The following is a 16,949-nucleotide window of genomic DNA, read 5'->3' as shown; positions in this document are numbered from 1 at the left end:
CCCGGCAAGGCTCGCTGCTCGCCGACGACCCCACCCTCAGAAAGGCCCTCGGATGTCCTCCACCACCGCTCCTCGCTCGACGGGGATCGCGGCGACGCTGCGCACTCTCTACGCGGTGCGCTTCGCGTTCCAGCTCGTCTGGGCGATCGTCCTGATCCTCACCGCCTCGGCGGGACTCGGCCCCGTGAGCATCGTCCTGCTGCTGCTCTACCCGCTGTTCGACGTCGCCGCAGCGGTCATCGACCACCGCGCCTCGCGTGCGACCGGTCCCGCTCCGCTGCTGTACGTGAACATGGCGCTCAGCCTGCTGACCGCGATCGGTCTCGGTTTCGCGATCGCGTCCGGCGTCCCGGCGGTCATGGTCGTGTGGGGCCTGTGGGCGATCACCGCCGGCGCGGTGCAGCTGATCGTCGCCCTCCTCCGTCGCCGCCTCGGTGGCCAGTGGCCGATGATCCTCAGCGGGGGGATCTCCGTCCTCGCCGGTGCGAGCTTCGTCTTCGGCTCCTCGGGTGCGACGTCGGTTGCCGGGATCGGCGGGTACGCGATCCTCGGCGCGGTCTTCTTCCTCGTCTCCGCCATCCGCCTCCAGCGTGCTGCGAAGGCGGACCGAGCATGAGCGCCCGCGAGTACGACGTCATCGTCATCGGCGCAGGCCCCGTCGGCGAGAACGTCGCGGACGGCGCGGTGAAGGGCGGCCTCAGCGTCGCGATCGTCGAGTCGGAACTCGTCGGCGGTGAATGCTCCTACTGGGCGTGCATGCCGACGAAGGCACTGCTGCGTGACGTTGCCGCACTCCGCGCCGTGCAGCACCTCCCCGCTGCCGCCGCCGCGGTGACCGGCACGCTCGACCCGGCGGCCGTCCTCGCCCGACGGGACCGGTTCGCCTCGAACTGGGACGACGCCGGACAGGTCTCCTGGCTCGAGAGCGCCGGCATCGACCTGGTCCGTGGTCACGGCCGCATCTCCGGTCCCCGCGCGGTGTCCGTGACCGCTGCGGACGGGACCACGCAGGAACTCTCCGCTCGGCAGGCCGTCGTCGTCGCGACCGGCACGAGCGCTGCCGTCCCGCCGATCCCGGGCCTCGCGGACGCCCGGCCGTGGACGAGCCGCGAAGCCGTCGCCGCCGACCACTTCCCCGACCGCCTCGCGATCATCGGCGGGGGAGTCGTCGGTACCGAGATGGCGACCGCGTACAGCGCGCTCGGCTCGACGGTCACCTTCATCGCCCGCGACGGCGTCCTGCCGAACGTGGAGCCCTACGCTTCCGAGCTGGTCATCGCGTCGCTCGAGGCCGCCGGGGTGCGCGTCATGATCGGCGCGTCCCCCGAGCAGGTCAGTCGAGACGCCGACGGCGCCGTGCACACCACGCTCGCCGACGGCGAGACCATCGTCACCGACGAGGTGCTGGTCGCCACCGGCCGGAAGCCCAACACCGCCGACCTCGGCCTCGAACTGGTCGACCTCGCTCCCGGCACCTGGCTCACCGTCGACGAGACCCTCCGGGTCCTCGACTCCGACGGGAACCTCGTCGGCGACGGCTGGCTCTACGCCGCCGGCGACGTCAACCACCGTGTGCTGTTGACGCACCAGGGCAAGTACCAGGCCCGCGCCGTCGGCGAGGTCATCGTCGCCCGCGCAACCGGCGCCGCGGTCGACGACGCCCCGTGGGGTCGCCACGTTGCGACCGCCGACCACAGCGCCGTCCCGCAGGTCGTCTTCAGCAGCCCGGAGATCGTCTCCGTCGGGCACACCGTCGCATCAGCAGCCGCCGCCGGCATCGCAGCGCGCGCCGTCGAGTACGACCTCGGCGCCGTCGCCGGCGCAGCACTGCACGCCGACGGCTACCAGGGCCGCGCCAGCCTGCTGATCAACGACGCAACGAACACCGTCGTCGGTTTCACCGCAGTTGGTCCCGACACGACCGAACTGGTCCACGCTGCCACGATCGCGATCGCCGGCGAGGTCCCGATCGACCGCCTGTGGCACGCCGTCCCCGCCTACCCCACCATCAGCGAGGTCTGGCTCCGCCTCCTCGAGACCGCCGGCCGCTGACCCACCCACTCACGACACGAAGGAACGCCGATCATGCCCACGAAGATCACCCTCATCATCGACAACCCCGAGGACCCGGCTGCGTTCGAGTCGACCTACGCGCAGATCGACAGCGCCGCCCGGCAGCTGCCGGAGCTCCGCCGCGCCGAGTCCGCGAAGGTGTGGCCGAAGGAGGACGGGACCCCGACTCCCGCCTACCGCACCCTCGACCTGTACTTCGACAGCTACGAGGCGGCGTCCGCGGCCGTGACCACCGCGACTGCACAGGACCTGTTCGGTCGGCTGGTCGGTTCCGGTGTCCCGTTCACCGGACTCTTCTCGGACATCGAAGCGGAGTAGTCGCTCCGGCGCGGCCGTCCTGTCCGGCCGTCTCGTCCGGCCGTCCTGTCCACAGGGACGGGCCTCGGGTGAACGCCCGGGCCCGTCCCGTGTCAGGCTTGTCGAGCTCCCCTCCCGCCCAACCAGGAAGGCCCCGGATGCTCGAGCTCCCGGCCGTGTTCGAAGTCGGCTCCCTGATCGCCATCGTCGCGATCCTGCTGGCCGACCTCCTCGTCGTCGCGCGGCGTCCGCACGTGCCGACGCTCAAGGAGTCCGGCCTGTGGGTGGGCCTCTACGTCGGCCTCGCGCTGCTGTTCGCCGTCGCGATGTTCGTCTTCGCCGGTGGGGAGCCGGCCGGGCAGTTCCTCGCGGGCTGGCTGACGGAGTACAGCCTGAGCATCGACAACCTCTTCGTGTTCGTGATCCTCATGGCGCGGTTCTCCGTGCCGAAGGCGATCCAGCAGGAGGTGCTCATGCTCGGCATCATCATCGCGCTGGTCCTGCGCGGCGTCTTCATCCTGCTCGGCGCCCGCCTGATCGAGGACTTCTCGTGGATCTTCTACCTCTTCGGGGCGTGGCTGGTGTGGACGGCGATCCAGCAGCTCCGTGGCGAGGACGACGACGATGACAAGGACAGCCTCATCGTGCGGCTGCTCCGGCGTCGGATCCGCATCACCGACACCTACGACGGCATGAAGTTCCGCATCGTGCAGGACGGCGCACGGCACTTCACGCCGCTGCTGGTGGTCCTCATCGCGATCGGGACGACCGACCTGCTGTTCGCGCTCGACTCGATCCCGGCGATCTTCGGCATCACCGAGAGCGCGTTCATCGTGTTCACCGCGAACGTCTTCGCCCTGATGGGCCTGCGGCAGCTGTACTTCCTGCTCGGCGGGTTGCTCGAGCGGCTGGTCTACCTCAAGTACGGGATCGCGGCGATCCTCGCGTTCATCGGCGTGAAGCTCGTGCTGCACGCACTGCACGGCAACGAGCTGCCGTTCATCAACGGTGGGGAGCACGTCGAGTGGGCGCCGGAGATCGGCACCGGGGTGTCGTTGCTGGTCATCGTCGTGGCGATGGGTGTGGCGACCGGGGCGAGCCTGCTGCGGATGCGCCGCGAGGACGAGTCGCACGACGAGGTCTCCCGCGACGCCGGGACGGCGTAGCGGTCCTGCACCGCGCCCGTCGCGCGCGTCCGGCGGTGGACGCACCACGAGACGGACTGGAGGCGCGGGTCGGGCCCGCACCGTCCCTCCAGGCACGGCCGTCACCCCGCTGGCGCGGTGCGCCGGAACCGGCTGGTGGGGTCCGCTAGCGTCGACACCGGACCCCGCCACCCCCTCACGAACCGGATCGAGCAACGATGCCTGACGTCCACCGCCCCGCCGACGACCGCTACGAGCGACTCCCGTACCAGCGCGTCGGGAGGAGCGGCCTGCTCCTGCCCCGCATCTCCCTCGGGCTGTGGAACAACTTCGGCGCCGACCGAGCGCTCACGACGCAGCGCGACATCGTGCTGCACGCGTTCGACCGCGGGATCACCCACTTCGACCTCGCGAACAACTACGGCCCGCCGCCCGGAGCCGCCGAGGAGCAGTTCGGTCGCGTCCTCGAGTCGGACCTCCGACCGTTCCGCGACGAGATCGTGGTGTCGACGAAGGCCGGCTACGACATGTGGCCCGGTCCGTACGGCAACTGGGGCTCGCGCAAGTCCATGCTCGCCTCGCTCGACCAGTCGCTCGGGCGCCTCGGGCTCGAGTACGTCGACGTCTTCTACTCGCACCGGCCGGACCCCGAGACCCCGATCGAGGAGACCGTCAGCGCCCTCGTGACCGCGGTCCGCTCGGGCAAGGCGCTCTACGCCGGCATCTCGAACTACGACCCGGCGCAGACGGCCGCCGCGGCCGAGGTGCTCGCCGCCGAGAACATCCACCTGCTCATCCACCAGCCGCGCTACAACATGTTCGACCGGGTCCCCGAGGACGGGCTCTTCGACGAGCTGCTCCGGCTGGGGACCGGCGCGATCGTGTTCTCCCCGCTGGCCGGTGGGCTGCTGACGGACCGCTACCTCGACGGCTCGGTGCCGGTCGGGTCGCGGGCGGCGGAGGGGCGCTGGTTCGGCGCGGACCGGATCGACGACGAGTACCTGACGACCGCGCGCGCCCTGAACGACATCGCCGTGTCCCGTGGGCAGACGCTCGCGCAGCTCGCCATCACGTGGGTGCTCCGGCAGCCGGCGGTCACGTCCGCGCTCGTCGGGGCGTCGAGCGTCCGGCAGCTCGACGGGACGCTCGACGCACTCGAGGGTGCGCCGCTGACCGACGAGGAGCTCGCGGCCATCGACGCGCTGGTGCCGCGCGGCTGAGTCCGGGCGGCGCGCTGGCCGCGGGGCTGCGTCCGGGCCAGGATGGTCCCATGACGGACCACGCCGAGATGATCCACCCCGACGTCGCACCGAGCGGACCCGGGTGCGTCGAGTGCGACGCCACCGGGTCCTGGTGGGTGCACCTGCGCCGGTGCGCCGCGTGCGGCCACGTCGGCTGCTGCGACGACTCGCTGGACACCCACGCCACCCGGCACTGGGAGGCGACCGGCCACGCGGTCATCCAGAGCTACGAGCCCGGCGAGACGTGGTCGTACGACTACCGCGACCACTCCACGTTCGAGGGCGTCGAGCTCGCGGCGCCGACGAGCCACCCCGTGGAACAGGCAGTCCCCGGGCCGGCGGATCGCCTGCCCGGGGACTGGTTGGAACTGCTCGGCGGGTCGCGCTGACCCGCCGCGTCCGATCAGGACGCGCTAGCTCGCGCTGACGGCCTCGTCGCGGCGCGGGAGCGTCCAGCCCGGGCGCACGAAGTGGCACGTGTAGCCGTGCGGGTGCTTCTCGAGGTAGTCCTGGTGCTCCTCCTCGGCCTCCCAGAAGTCGCCAGCGGGCTCGACCTCGGTGACGACCTTGCCCGGCCAGATGCCCGACGCGTCGACATCGGCGATCGTGTCGAGGGCGACCTCACGCTGCTCGTCGGTGGTGTAGAACACCGCGGAGCGGTAGCTGCGGCCGACGTCGTTGCCCTGGCGGTCCTTCGTCGACGGGTCGTGGATCTGGAAGAAGAACTCGAGCAGGTCGCGGTAGGAGATCTGCGACGGGTCGAAGACGATCTCGACCGACTCGGCGTGGTCGCCGTGGTTCCGGTAGGTGGCGTTCGGGGTGTCGCCGCCGGAGTACCCGACGCGCGTGCTGATCACACCGGGACGGCGACGGAGGAGCTGCTGCGCTCCCCAGAAACACCCGCCGGCGAGGATGGCGGTTTCGGTGGTGGTCATGGTGGCCTCCTGGGTTCGGGAGTGCCGCTGGCTGCGGCACCGTGTGGTGCAACCGGCGGGGCCGGTCGTGTGTTCCCGCGCTGCGTCAGGCGGTGGTGTCCTCGAGCGCGTCGAGCGTCGCGACGTCCTCGGCCGACAGCACGAAGTCCACGTCGGCGTTCGCGGCGATGCGGGACGGCGTCGTCGACTTCGGCAGCGGCAGGACGTCCTTCTCGAGCAGGTAGCGGATCGCGACCTGGGCGACGCTCTTGTCGTACTTCGCCGCGATCTCGGCGATCTGCTCGTTGTCGAGGAGCCCACCGGTGGCGAGCGGGGAGTACCCCTCGGTGAGGATGTCGTGCTCGCGGTCGAAGGCCGTCGTCTCGTCCTGCGTGTTGCCGATGAACCAGCGGATCTGGTTGGCGTGCGGGACGACGTCGGTGCGGCCGAGCAGGTCCTCGAGGTCGGCGACGGCGAAGTTCGAGACGCCGATGCTCTTCGTCCGGCCGGCGTCGTAGACCTCCTCGAGGACCTTCCACACCTCGACGTTGCCGTCCCGGTGGTCCGACCCCATGTCGCTCCAGGGCCACGGCGCGTGCACGAGGTACAGGTCCACGTGACCGAGGTCGAGGTTGCGGCTGGACTCGTCGAAGGCCTCGCGCGCGCCGGACGCGGTCTTGACCTCGGCCGGGAGCTTCGTGGTGATGAAGAGCTCGTCGCGCGGGATGCCGCTGTCGCGGACCGCCTCGCCGACGCTGGCCTCGTTGCCGTACGCCAGTGCGGTGTCGATGTGGCGGTAGCCGGCGTCGAGCGCGGCCTTGGTGGCGTCGTAGGCGTCGGCGCCGGACGGGATCTGCCAGGTGCCGAACCCGATCTTCGGGATGTGCAGGCCGTTGGACAGGGTGAACGTGTCGATGAGAGCGGGCATGCACCGGACAGTACGCCGCGCGGACGTCGGTCGGGTCGTCTACCATTCGAACACACGTTCGAACGAGGAGGGCGAGATGATGCTCACGCAGGAGGTCGCCACGCTGTGGTGGGACCGCGGTGTGCCGGTCCGGATGGTCTGGCGCGAACGGCGGTGGCGGGTCTCCGACACCCCGACGCGGCTGACGGCGACGGCGGAGTACCTGCCGTCGGCGGTGACGCACGCGCCGGAGTACACGGTGGGCTGGCGGTTCCAGGTGAGTGCGGACGACGGCGAGGACGACGTGGTGGTCGTCGACGTCGCGCCGGACGGCACCGGGTGGGTCGTCGCGCGGACGTGGCGCTGACCGGCGCTTCGCGATCCGCGCGGGCGTGTCAGGCGCTGCCGCGCCAGACCACCTCGGTGGGCAGGACGAACCCGCGCGGGGTGTCGTCCGTCCCCGCGATCTGCTCGAGCACCTGCCGTGCCGCGTGCTCGCCCAGGGTCCGGGCGGGCTGCCGGACGGTCGAGAGCGGCGGATCGCACCGGAGTGCCCACGCGCTGTCGTCGAAGCCCACCACGCCGACGTCCCCCGGGACCGACCGACCGGCACGCTGCAGGACGTCCATCGCGCCGGCGGCCACGGCGTCCGACGCCGCGAACACCCCGTCGACGTCCGGCGCCCGGTCGAGCAGCTCGCGCATGCCCTCGACCCCTGCGGTGTAGCTGAAGAGCGGGTTCCGCGCGACGAGCCCGGGGTCGAAGCGGTCGCCGAGCGCCGCGGTGAACCCTGCCAAGCGATCCTGGCCGGAGTCGCGGTCGAGGCCGGACGCGAGCATGCCGATGCGTCGGCGGCCGGTGTCCACGAGTCGGCGGGTGATCTGCTCGGCCGCGGCGCGGTTGTCGATGCCGATCCACGACGTGTTCGGCGCGTCGGACGGGTGGCCGACGAAGCACGCCGGCAGCCCGATCTGCTCGATCGCCCGGGTGACGGGATCGCCGTCGCGGGCGGAGAGCACGATCGCGCCGTCGACGAAGCCGCCGCGCAGGTACTCCACGACGCGCTCGTTGTCGCGGGCGGAGTCGACCATGATCGTGACGAGCTGCTGGTCCGCCTCGGACAGGACGGCGTTCGTGCCGATGAGGATGTTGCCGATGTTCGGGTCGTCGAGCACCTGGACGCTCGGCTCGTGCACGATGAGCGCCACGGCGCCGGATCGCCGGGTGACGAGACTGCGTGCGGCGGCGCTCCGCACGTAGCCGACGCGGCGGACGGCGTCCTGCACGGCTTCGCGGGCCCTGGGCGACACGTACGGTTCGTCGTTGAGCACGCGGGAGACGGTCCCGCGGGAGAGTCCGGCCTCGTCGGCGACGTCCTGGATCGTGGCGCGGGAACGGGCGGACATGCGGCAACGATAGCGGCTGGCCACCCGCGGATCGGCGGTCGGACGGCGTCGAACCACGATCGCGACGTCGAACCGGGGCGTCGGCGCTGGTTCGATGTCGGAAACCTGGTTCGGCACGGTCGTGTTGACACGGCGGGAATTGTGTCGTTTACTCTGGGAGCGCTCCCAGAACCCTCCGACCCCGTTCGGTCGGTGCGGACTGGGAGCGCTCCCAGAACCTGGGTGACCTTCGCCGTCGAAGGGGTCGTTCGCGACCGGACGGTGCAGCGCCGCCCCGATCAGCGAGGACCCGACGTGACCACCACCACCCTGCCGACGGCCGCCACCGGCGCGCTCGGGCTCGGCTCGACCGGCCTGGCGTTCGGGTGCGACTACAACCCCGAGCAGTGGGACCCCGAGGTCTGGGTCGAGGACGTCCGCCTCATGCGCGAGGCCGGCGTGAACCTCGTCGCGATCAACGTCTTCGGCTGGTCGCACGTCGAGCCGCGCCGGGGCGAGTACGACTTCGCCGCGCTCGACCGGGTCATCGAGCTCCTGCACGGCGCCGGCATCGGGGTCGACCTCGGCACCGGGACGGCCTCCACCCCGCCGTGGCTCACCACCGCCCACCCCGAGGTCCTGCCGGTCGTCGCCGACGGCACCACCCGCTGGCCCGGTGGACGCCAGGCGTTCTGCCCGAGCTCGCCGGTGTACCGCGAGCACGCCCTCGCCCTGGTCCGCGCCACCGCCGAGCGCTACGGCGACCACCCTGCGGTCAAGCTCTGGCACGTCTCGAACGAGCTCGGCTGCCACAACGCGCACTGCTACTGCGACGTCTCGGCCGAGGCGTTCCGCACGTGGCTCCGCGCCCGGTACGGCACGGTCGACGAGCTCAACGCCGCGTGGGGCACCGCGTTCTGGAGCCAGCGCTACTCCGCGTGGGAGCAGGTCCTGCCGCCCCGGGCGACCCTGTCCTTCACGAACCCCGGCCAGACGCTCGACTTCGACCGGTTCTCGTCCGACGAGCTGCTCGCGCACCACCGCGCCGAGGCCGAGGTGCTCCGCAGTCTGAGTGACAAGCCGGTGACGACGAACTTCATGGTCGCGGCGCACATCACCGCGCTCGACTACTGGTCGTGGACGGCGGACATGGACGTCATCGCGAACGACCACTACCTCGACCACCGTCTGCCCCGACCGCACGCCGAGCTCGCCTTCGCCGCCGACACCACGCGCGGGCTCGCGGGCGGGGCGCCCTGGCTGCTCATGGAGCACTCGACGGGCGCGGTGAACTGGCAGCCGCACAACGTCGCGAAGGCACCGGGGGAGATGCTCCGGAACACCGTGGCGCACATCGCCCGCGGTGCCGACGGGGTCTGCTTCTTCCAGTGGCGAGCGTCCGTCCAGGGCAGCGAGAAGTTCCACTCCGCGCTGCTCCCGCACGCCGGGACCGACTCCCGCGGCTGGCGTGACGTCGTCGAGCTCGGCGACCTGGTCGAGCGGCTCGGCGAACTGCGCGGTTCCCGCGTCGTCGCGGACGTCGCGCTCGTCTTCAGCTGGGAGAACCAGTGGGCGGCCGACCTGGAGGCGCACCCCACCACCGCGCTCCGCTACCTGGAACAGGTCCACGCGTTCCACGGCGCGCTGTGGGACCTCGGCGTGACGGTGGACGTGGTGGCACCGGGTGCGCCGCTCGACGGCTACGCCGTCGTGCTCGTCCCGGAGCTCTACCTGGTGCGCGACGAGCACGCCGCGGTCGTCGCCGACCACGTCGCCGCCGGGGGTCGGGCGGTCGTCACGTTCTTCAGCGGCATCGTCGACGAGCGTGACCGCGTGCGGACCGGCGGGTACCCCGGTGCCTTCCGTGACCTGCTCGGTGTGCGGGTCGACGAGTTCCTGCCGCTCGCCGCCGACGCGCACATCGCCCTGTCCGACGGCTCCACCGGCACCGTCTGGAGCGAACCCGTCGAGCTCCGCGGCGCGACGAGCGTGCTCGACTACGCCGCCGGCCAGCTCGCCGGCTCGCCCGCGGTCACCCGCAACGCGCACGGCGCCGGAGCCGCCTGGTACGTCTCCACCGTCCTCGCCGCCGACACGCTCCGCGGCCTGCTCGGTGACGTCCTCGCCGAGGCCGGCGTCGCACCGGACCCCGCCGCGCAGCCCGGCCTCGAGGTCGTCCGACGCCGCGACGACCAGCACGAGTGGGTGTTCCTGCTCAACCACACCGACCAGCCCGTCGAGCACCACGTGACGGGCCACGACCTCGTCGCCGACCGACCCCGGACCGGCACCACGACCATCGCCCCCGGTGGCACCCAGATCATCCGCACGGACAGGAAGCGCCCATGACCACCACAGCCCAGCGACCCCGGGTCGCCCGACGTCGACGCGGCGGGGGCTTCCGGTACCGCCGCGCGATCGCCGTCTTCGTCACGCCGTTCGCCGTGCTCTTCACCGCGTTCTACCTCGTCCCGATCCTCTACGCCGTGTGGCAGTCGCTGCAGAAGATCGAGCGCCAGGGGACCTTCGGTGCGCCGACGCAGGTGTTCGGCGGACTGAGCCAGTACGTGCTCGTGTTCCAGAACAGCGAGTTCTGGGGCTCGATCCTCCGCGTGCTGCTCTTCGGTGTCGTGCAGGTGCCGGTGATGCTCGCCCTCGCACTGGTGTTCGCGCTCCTGCTCGACTCGCCCCTGCTGCGCGGCAAGCGGTTCTTCCGCCTGGCCTTCTTCGCGCCGTACGCGGTGCCCGGCGTCATCGCCGCGATCATGTGGGGCTACCTCTACGCGCCGAACCTCTCGCCGTTCTCCGCCGTCACCTCGAAGGTCGACCTGCTCGGCTCCGGCACCGTCCTCTGGGCCGTCGCGAACGTCGTGACCTGGGTCTACGTCGGCTACAACATGCTCATCATCTACTCGTCGCTCCTGGCGATCCCGACCGAGATCTACGAGGCGGCGAAGCTCGACGGGGCCTCGCAGTTCCGGATCGCCTGGTCGATCAAGATCCCGATGGTGGTGCCGGCGATCGTGCTCACCGCGGTCTTCTCCGTCATCGGCACCCTGCAGCTGCTCACCGAACCGACCGTGTTCCGCCAGTTCACCTCGACGATCTCGTCGACCTTCACGCCGAACATGCTCGTCTACTCGACCTCGTCGGTGCCCAACTTCAACCTCGCCGCCGCGTTCTCCGTCGTCCTCGCGGTCGCGACCTTCGTCCTGTCGATCGGGTTCCTCCGACTGACCCAGCGGAAGGCTGACCAGTGACCGTCAACGCACCGAGCCGACGCGACGCCGTGCGGACCGCCGGCCGACCGCTCGAGCCGAACCGCGCCTCCAGGCCCCTGCAGCACGGTGCGCGCGGACCGCGCGAGAGCGTCATCTCGCGCAGCGCCGCGATGCTCGTGATGGGCGTCTTCACGATCTACTTCCTGCTGCCGATCTTCTGGCTGTTCGTGTCGTCGACCAAGACGACCGCGAACTTCAACACGACGTTCTCGCTGTGGTTCAGCGCCTCGTCGGTGCAGGACTTCGTCGCGAACCTGGGCGAGCTGTTCACCCGGCAGGACGGCGTGTACGTGCGCTGGATGCTCAACAGCATCGCCTACGCCGGTGTCGCCGGGCTCATCGGCACCGTCCTGTCGGCGATGTGCGGCTACGCGCTGGCGAAGTACCGGTTCCGCGGACGCGAGGCCCTCTTCAACGTGTTCCTCGGCGGCGTCCTCGTGCCGGCGACCGCGCTGGCCCTGCCGCTGTTCCTCATCTTCAGCCAGGTCGACCTGACGGACACGTTCTGGTCGGTCTTCCTGCCGAGCATCGTCAGCCCGTTCGGCGTGTACCTGTCGCGGCTGTTCGCGGCGTCGAGCGTCCCGGACGAGATCATCGAGGCCGCCCGCATCGACGGCTCCGGCGAGGTCCGCACGTTCTTCACCGTGGCCGTCCGGCTCATGTCGCCGGCGCTCGTGACGATCTTCCTGTTCCAGTTCGTCGCCATCTGGAACAACTTCTTCCTGCCGCTCGTGATGCTCCGCGACTCGTCGCTGTTCCCCGTCACCCTCGGCCTCTACACGTGGAACTCGAGCGTGAACCAGTACCCGGACCTCCGCACCCTCGTGCTCATCGGGTCGTTCGTCTCGATCATCCCGCTCCTCGTCGCCTTCCTCTCCCTGCAGCGCTTCTGGCGGTCCGGCCTCGGCGCCGGCGGCCTGAAGTAGCGCCAGACCGCGGCCGACCGGCCCGCCCGACCGCGGCCGACCGGCCCCCTCCTGACCAGCACCACCGACCCCACTCACATCCCGAACGGAAACAGCATGAAGACAACGAAGTTCCTCAGCGTCGCCGCCGTCGCGGTCGCCGCGACCGTCGCCCTCGCCGGCTGCAGCACCGGCGGCAGCGGCGCCGGCTCCGGATCCGACACGGCCGCCGCGAGCTGCAAGCCGTCCAGCGGCAAGGTCACCCTCGACTTCACGACCTGGGTGCCCAACATGGACAAGGTCGTGGACATCTGGAACGCGGAGCACCCGGACATCCAGGTCAAGGTCTCCATCGTCGCGAACGGCAACAGCGGCACGTACCAGAACTTCTTCAACCAGCTCAAGGCGAAGCAGGCGCCGGACATCGGTCAGGTCGAGTACGACACCCTGCCGGCGTTCCGCGTGCAGGGCGGCCTCGAGGACATCGGCGCGTGCTCCGGCATCAGCGCCGCGAAGAAGGACTTCTCCGACGGCCTCTGGAACCAGGTCACGTTCGGTGAGTCGAAGTCGGTCTACGCCGTGCCGCAGGACTCCGGTCCGATGGCCCTGTACTACCGCAAGGACCTGTTCGAGAAGGCCGGCCTCGACGTCCCGAAGACGTGGGAGGAGTACGCCCAGGACGCCGTGAAGATCAAGGCGCTCGGCGGCAACATCACCAACTTCGCCAAGGGCGACGTCAACCAGTTCGCCGGGCTCGTCTCGCAGGCCGGTGGCCAGTGGTTCTCGAACTCCGGTTCGGACTGGACGGTGGACCTGACCGACAGCGCGTCGAAGAAGGTCGCCGACTACTGGCAGGACCTCATCGACAAGAAGCTCGTGAACACCCTGCCGAGCTTCACCGACCAGTGGAACAGCGCCTACGACAAGGGGCAGGACTGGACCTGGGTCTCGGCCGTCTGGGGTGCGAACACCATCTCGAGCGGTGCGCCCTCGACCTCCGGCAAGTGGGCCGTCGCGCCGATGCCGCAGTGGACCGCGGGTGAGTCGAAGTCCGCTGCCTGGGGCGGTTCGTCGAACGTCGTCTTCGCGGGGAGCAAGCACCCGGCCGAGGCGTCGGAGTTCCTGGTCTGGCTGAACACCTCGAAGGAAGCACTCGCCGCGCTGAACAAGGAGGCCAACCTCTACCCCGCCTCGTCGACCGGCGCCGAGCTGCCGGCACTGACCGAGGGGCTGCCGTTCTACGGGAACCAGAAGATCTACGAGGAGTTCGCGACCGCGGCGAAGGACATCCAGCCCTTCACCTGGGGTCCGACGATGACGCAGACCTACTCCGACGTGTCGGACGGCTTCGGGCAGGCGGCGTCCGGGCAGGGCACGCTCCTCGACGCGCTCGAGTCGGGGCAGTCGAAGACCGTGGCGGCGCTGAAGGCGCAGTCGATCCCGGTGAAGGGATGACGCGCGGGTCCTGACGCGCGCCCACGACGGACGGGAGGCACGGTGCCAGCTGGCACCGTGCCTCCCGTCCGTCATGGGTGCGGTGTCAGCGCATCGCCTCGCCGGCCGACCCGTACAGGCCCGTCGCGAGGTCGGTGAGCACCGCGAGCAGGCCGCCGGCGTGCGTCCGGTCGACCTCGGCGAGCACCTGGGCATACCGCTTCCGGTGCTCGCGGACGACCCGCTCGCCCTCGGGCAGGAGTCGCAGCAGCGAACCGCGGCGGTCGTTCGGGTTCGGCGCGCGCTCGAGCAGGTCGGCGGCCGTCATGCGGTCGATCATGTTCGTCACGGCGCCCGAGGTCAGCCCGAGGTACCCGGCCACCTCGGTGGGGGTGGAGTAGCCGGTGTCGCTCACGAGCACCAGGGCGCGCAGGGCGTTCTCGTGCACGCCGGCCCGCGCGCTGAGCTGTCCGACGAGGCTCGCGTTCGCGCGCACGACCGCGTCGAACGCCGCGATGAGGTCGGCCGCGTCGGTCGGGTCGGTCGGCGGCGCAGGGGTCACGGGTTCCTCGCTTCGGGTCGGGTGCGGTGGCGTCCCTCGCACTGGGGTCAGTATACGAGTGGTCAATTTGATGAATGACTGACTATCTTGATGATCGAAGCAAACGAGCCCGAGCCGATTGCTCCTCCACTTCCCTGAACGCCCGACCGAAGAGGTTCCCGTGTCCGACAAGCTCCGCACCTCCGCCCTGAAGCGGATCCGATTCGCCCCCGTCGCACTCCTCGCGGGCATCTTCGCCGCCGTGCTGCTCTCCCTCTCGCTCACCGGCACCCTCTCCGGGTTCGCCGCGAGCATCACCAACAGCAGCAACACCGCAGCCAGCGGCACGCTCACGATGCAGGAGCAGAACGCCGGCGGCACCGTCACCTGCACGAGCACCGACGGCGGCTCGGTCTCGACGAACTCCGCCACGTGCTCGACGATCAACAAGTTCGGCGGCAGCACCACGATGACGCCCGGCAACACCGTCACGACCGCGATCTCGATCAAGAACACCGGCACCGCGAACGCCTCGACGTTCACGCTCACCCCGGGCGCCACGTGCACCCAGTCGGCGAACGGTTCGGTGAACGGCACCGCGACCGACCTCTGCGCGAAGATGAACCTCGTCATCTCCTCCGGCTCGACCACGGTGTTCAGCGGCACGCTCGCCAGCTTCAAGGGTGCGGCCGCCTCGGCGTTCACGATGCCCGCCGCACCCGCCGCCGGAGCCTCCGTGCCGTTCACCTTCGCCGTCACGCTCGACTCCTCGGCCGGCAACACCTACCAGGGCCTCGCCGCCTCCGTGCCGATGACCTGGACCTTCACGGCCTAGCCACCCCGACCGGCGACGCTCGACCGCCCCCCCTCCGGTCGAGCGTCGCCACCCATCACCCCACCCCGCCCCCCCACCGCCCAGCCGCACACGACCGGAGCAGCAGATGAGCCAGACCGCCGCCATCCCGCTCAGCGGCACGCTCGACCGTCCGCTCCTCGGCGGGCACACCGCCACCCGCTTCGAGACGGTCCTCGCCTGGACGGTCGCCGCGGTCGCCGTCGTCCTCCTCACCGCCGCCGTGCTGTTCCTGTCCGCCGGTGGGCGGTGGTTCGTCGTCGAGACGCCGTCGATGGGCGAGGCCGCTCCGGTCGGCACGCTCGTCCTCGACCTGCCCGTGGACGTCGCCACCCTGCGCGTCGGCGACGTCGTCTCCTTCGAGACCGCGGCGAACCCGGGCGTCGTCTACACCCACCGCATCATCGACGTCGACGCCGCCGGACTGCACACCCGCGGTGACATCAACGGCGCGACCGACCCGTGGACGCTCACGCAGGAGAACGTCATCGGTTCCCCGGTGCTCCTCGTCCCGAACCTCGGGTGGCTGTTCCGGGCAGCGCCGCTCCTGCTCATCGGCACGCTGGTGATCTGGACGCTCACGAGCGTGTTCACCGACCGGGTCACCCGCACCTGCCTCCGCATCGCCGGCGGTGCACTCACGCTGTCGTACGCGGCCTTCATCCTGAAGCCGTTCGTCAACGTCACGACCATCACGAACTCGGCCACCCACGGCGGCGTCGAGGCCACCATCGTGTCCTCCGGCATGTTCCCGGTCCGGGTCGAGGCCCGTGGTGCCGAGAGCGTCCACCTCGTCGACGGGCAGGTCGGGCACATGGTCATCCGCGAGCTCACGAGGAACGGGCACTACCAGCTCACCTCGAACATCGATCTCGGGCCGGTCGGGTGGGGACTCCTCGTCGTCGCCTGCCTCGTCCCGCTCGTGCTCTGCCTGGCCGTCGGTCGGGTCGAGGCGGTGCGTCCCTCGTGAGACTCCGCCGCCTCCGTGACGGTCGGGTCGTCGCCCTCGTCCTGGTCCTCGCCGTCGCCGTCGTCGGCCTCGCCAACGCGTTCGCGCCGACGCGGTCCGCCTTCAGCGCCGTGGTCGCGAACACCGGCAACAGCGCCGCGACCGCGCCCTACTTCACCTGCGCCGCAGCGGTCGGCGCGGACACCTCGACCGCCCTCTTCGCCTACCGCCTCGGCGAGGCCTCCGGTTCGACGACCGCCACGGACTGGTCCGGCAAGGGCCTGAACGGCACCTACCAGGGCTCGATGACGGCGACCACGCCGAGCCCGAACGCCTGCCCGCGTGACGCCGGGAGCTCGTACGCGCTGAACGGCTCGACGAGCTTCGTCTCGACGCCGCGGTCGTACGCCAACCCGACCACCTTCAGCGAGGAGGTCTGGTTCCGCACGACGGTCGCCGGCGGCATGCTCGTCGGGTTCGGCAGCAACCAGGTCGCCGCCTCCGGGCAGCACGACCGCCAGGTCTACCTCAACACCGCCGGGCAGCTCGTCTTCGGCACCTACAACGGGACGACCCAGGTGGTGACGTCACCGAAGGCGTACACGGACGGCGCGTGGCACCACGTGGTGGCGACGATGTCCGCCGGCACCGGCATGCGGCTCTACGCGGACGGTGCCCTCGTCGCGTCGAACGCGGCCTTCACGACGCCGGAGAACTTCACCGGGTACTTCCGGGTCGGGTACGACACCGTGTCCGGGTGGCCCGGGCAGCCGTCGAACTTCGCCTTCACGGGGTCGATGCGGTACGCGGCGGTCTACGGCTCCGTCCTGTCCGCGACCCAGGTCGCGAACCACGCGGCGGCGGGTCGCTGAGACGACGACGGACGGGAGGCGCGGGGGCCCCGGGGCCCCCCCCCCCCCGCCCCCCGGGCGGGGGGGGGGGGGCGGGGGGTGGGGGGGTGCCCAGTCGGTGGGGACCCCCGGCCGAAAAACGCCCGTGGCCGGGGTGTAGCCCGGCGGGGGGT

At 70.8% G+C, this 16,949-nt stretch carries 18 protein-coding genes; 14 read left to right on the top strand and 4 right to left on the bottom strand.

The features are described 5' to 3' along the window. Window positions 1–52: 52 nt before the first annotated feature. From ACIPEP_RS02245 to ACIPEP_RS02220, 6 genes are all read left to right on the top strand, one after another. A complete protein-coding gene (locus ACIPEP_RS02245; RefSeq protein WP_402716362.1) occupies window positions 53–616 on the top strand; it encodes a hypothetical protein in 564 nt (187 codons plus the stop codon). Continuing rightward, window positions 613–2,052 (top strand): dihydrolipoyl dehydrogenase family protein, encoded by a 1,440-nt coding sequence (locus ACIPEP_RS02240; protein WP_402716361.1) that lies wholly within the window; start codon window positions 613–615, stop codon window positions 2,050–2,052. Before ACIPEP_RS02245 ends, ACIPEP_RS02240 begins: the two co-directional genes overlap by 4 nt. Window positions 2,053–2,085: 33 nt before the next feature. Beyond that, window positions 2,086–2,391, top strand: coding sequence for an EthD family reductase (locus ACIPEP_RS02235; RefSeq protein WP_402716360.1), 306 nt, complete (start codon window positions 2,086–2,088; stop codon window positions 2,389–2,391). 137 nt (window positions 2,392–2,528) lie between these two features. Beyond that, entirely contained in the window at window positions 2,529–3,536 is a 1,008-nt protein-coding gene (locus tag ACIPEP_RS02230; protein ID WP_071296470.1) for a TerC/Alx family metal homeostasis membrane protein, read from the top strand. Window positions 3,537–3,733: 197 nt separating this feature from the next. Beyond that, window positions 3,734–4,735 (top strand): aldo/keto reductase, encoded by a 1,002-nt coding sequence (locus ACIPEP_RS02225; RefSeq protein ID WP_402716359.1) that lies wholly within the window; start codon window positions 3,734–3,736, stop codon window positions 4,733–4,735. Between the two features lie 50 nt (window positions 4,736–4,785). After that, window positions 4,786–5,145, top strand: coding sequence for a UBP-type zinc finger domain-containing protein (locus tag ACIPEP_RS02220; RefSeq protein ID WP_229085849.1), 360 nt, complete (start codon window positions 4,786–4,788; stop codon window positions 5,143–5,145). A 24-nt stretch (window positions 5,146–5,169) separates the two neighbouring features. On the opposite strand, the gene msrA is transcribed toward ACIPEP_RS02220, so the two are convergent. Together msrA and ACIPEP_RS02210 are read right to left on the bottom strand one after the other, a co-directional pair. Then, window positions 5,170–5,691 (bottom strand): peptide-methionine (S)-S-oxide reductase MsrA, encoded by a 522-nt coding sequence (msrA, locus tag ACIPEP_RS02215; protein WP_070417299.1) that lies wholly within the window; start codon window positions 5,689–5,691, stop codon window positions 5,170–5,172. A gap of 85 nt (window positions 5,692–5,776) precedes the next feature. Next, on the bottom strand, window positions 5,777–6,598 hold the full coding sequence (locus ACIPEP_RS02210) for an aldo/keto reductase (protein ID WP_402716358.1): 822 nt from the start codon (window positions 6,596–6,598) through the stop codon (window positions 5,777–5,779). Between the two features lie 76 nt (window positions 6,599–6,674). Here ACIPEP_RS02210 and ACIPEP_RS02205 point away from each other — a divergent pair, with 76 nt between their 5' ends. Beyond that, a complete protein-coding gene (locus ACIPEP_RS02205; RefSeq protein WP_402716357.1) occupies window positions 6,675–6,944 on the top strand; it encodes a hypothetical protein in 270 nt (89 codons plus the stop codon). Between the two features lie 28 nt (window positions 6,945–6,972). Here ACIPEP_RS02205 and ACIPEP_RS02200 read toward each other — a convergent pair whose 3' ends face one another. Continuing rightward, window positions 6,973–7,983, bottom strand: a complete 1,011-nt coding sequence (locus tag ACIPEP_RS02200) for a LacI family DNA-binding transcriptional regulator (protein WP_175473741.1) — start codon at window positions 7,981–7,983, stop codon at window positions 6,973–6,975. A gap of 294 nt (window positions 7,984–8,277) precedes the next feature. Between ACIPEP_RS02200 and ACIPEP_RS02195 the strand changes: the two genes are divergently transcribed. From ACIPEP_RS02195 to ACIPEP_RS02180, 4 genes are all read left to right on the top strand, one after another. After that, window positions 8,278–10,311, top strand: a complete 2,034-nt coding sequence (locus ACIPEP_RS02195) for a beta-galactosidase (protein ID WP_402716356.1) — start codon at window positions 8,278–8,280, stop codon at window positions 10,309–10,311. Then, window positions 10,308–11,222: a carbohydrate ABC transporter permease gene (locus ACIPEP_RS02190; protein ID WP_070417295.1), complete on the top strand. Its 915-nt coding sequence runs from the start codon at window positions 10,308–10,310 to the stop codon at window positions 11,220–11,222. Before ACIPEP_RS02195 ends, ACIPEP_RS02190 begins: the two co-directional genes overlap by 4 nt. Next, the gene (locus ACIPEP_RS02185; protein ID WP_229085845.1) at window positions 11,219–12,169 is read left to right on the top strand and encodes a carbohydrate ABC transporter permease; all 951 of its coding nucleotides are present in this window, start codon (window positions 11,219–11,221) and stop codon (window positions 12,167–12,169) included. The genes ACIPEP_RS02190 and ACIPEP_RS02185 overlap by 4 nt, the downstream gene beginning before the upstream one ends. A 96-nt stretch (window positions 12,170–12,265) precedes the next feature. Next, complete coding sequence (locus ACIPEP_RS02180; protein WP_402716355.1) at window positions 12,266–13,603, top strand: ABC transporter substrate-binding protein; 1,338 nt, start codon at window positions 12,266–12,268, stop codon at window positions 13,601–13,603. 85 nt (window positions 13,604–13,688) lie between these two features. On the opposite strand, the gene ACIPEP_RS02175 is transcribed toward ACIPEP_RS02180, so the two are convergent. After that, a complete protein-coding gene (locus ACIPEP_RS02175; RefSeq protein ID WP_402716354.1) occupies window positions 13,689–14,144 on the bottom strand; it encodes a MarR family winged helix-turn-helix transcriptional regulator in 456 nt (151 codons plus the stop codon). Between the two features lie 160 nt (window positions 14,145–14,304). Between ACIPEP_RS02175 and ACIPEP_RS02170 the strand changes: the two genes are divergently transcribed. The 3 genes from ACIPEP_RS02170 to ACIPEP_RS02160 all read left to right on the top strand — a co-directional run bounded on the left by ACIPEP_RS02170 (window position 14,305) and on the right by ACIPEP_RS02160 (window position 16,797). After that, window positions 14,305–14,958: a hypothetical protein gene (locus ACIPEP_RS02170; RefSeq protein WP_071296464.1), complete on the top strand. Its 654-nt coding sequence runs from the start codon at window positions 14,305–14,307 to the stop codon at window positions 14,956–14,958. 106 nt (window positions 14,959–15,064) lie between these two features. Beyond that, window positions 15,065–15,946, top strand: coding sequence for a S26 family signal peptidase (locus ACIPEP_RS02165; protein WP_402716353.1), 882 nt, complete (start codon window positions 15,065–15,067; stop codon window positions 15,944–15,946). Next, window positions 15,943–16,797: a LamG domain-containing protein gene (locus ACIPEP_RS02160; RefSeq protein ID WP_229085842.1), complete on the top strand. Its 855-nt coding sequence runs from the start codon at window positions 15,943–15,945 to the stop codon at window positions 16,795–16,797. The genes ACIPEP_RS02165 and ACIPEP_RS02160 overlap by 4 nt, the downstream gene beginning before the upstream one ends. The last annotated feature ends 152 nt before the right edge of the window (window positions 16,798–16,949 follow it).

This window comes from Curtobacterium sp. NPDC087082 (assembly GCF_044745045.1).
In the GTDB taxonomy this organism is placed as follows: domain Bacteria; phylum Actinomycetota; class Actinomycetes; order Actinomycetales; family Microbacteriaceae; genus Curtobacterium.
This window is presented reverse-complemented; position numbering and strand designations above follow the sequence as displayed.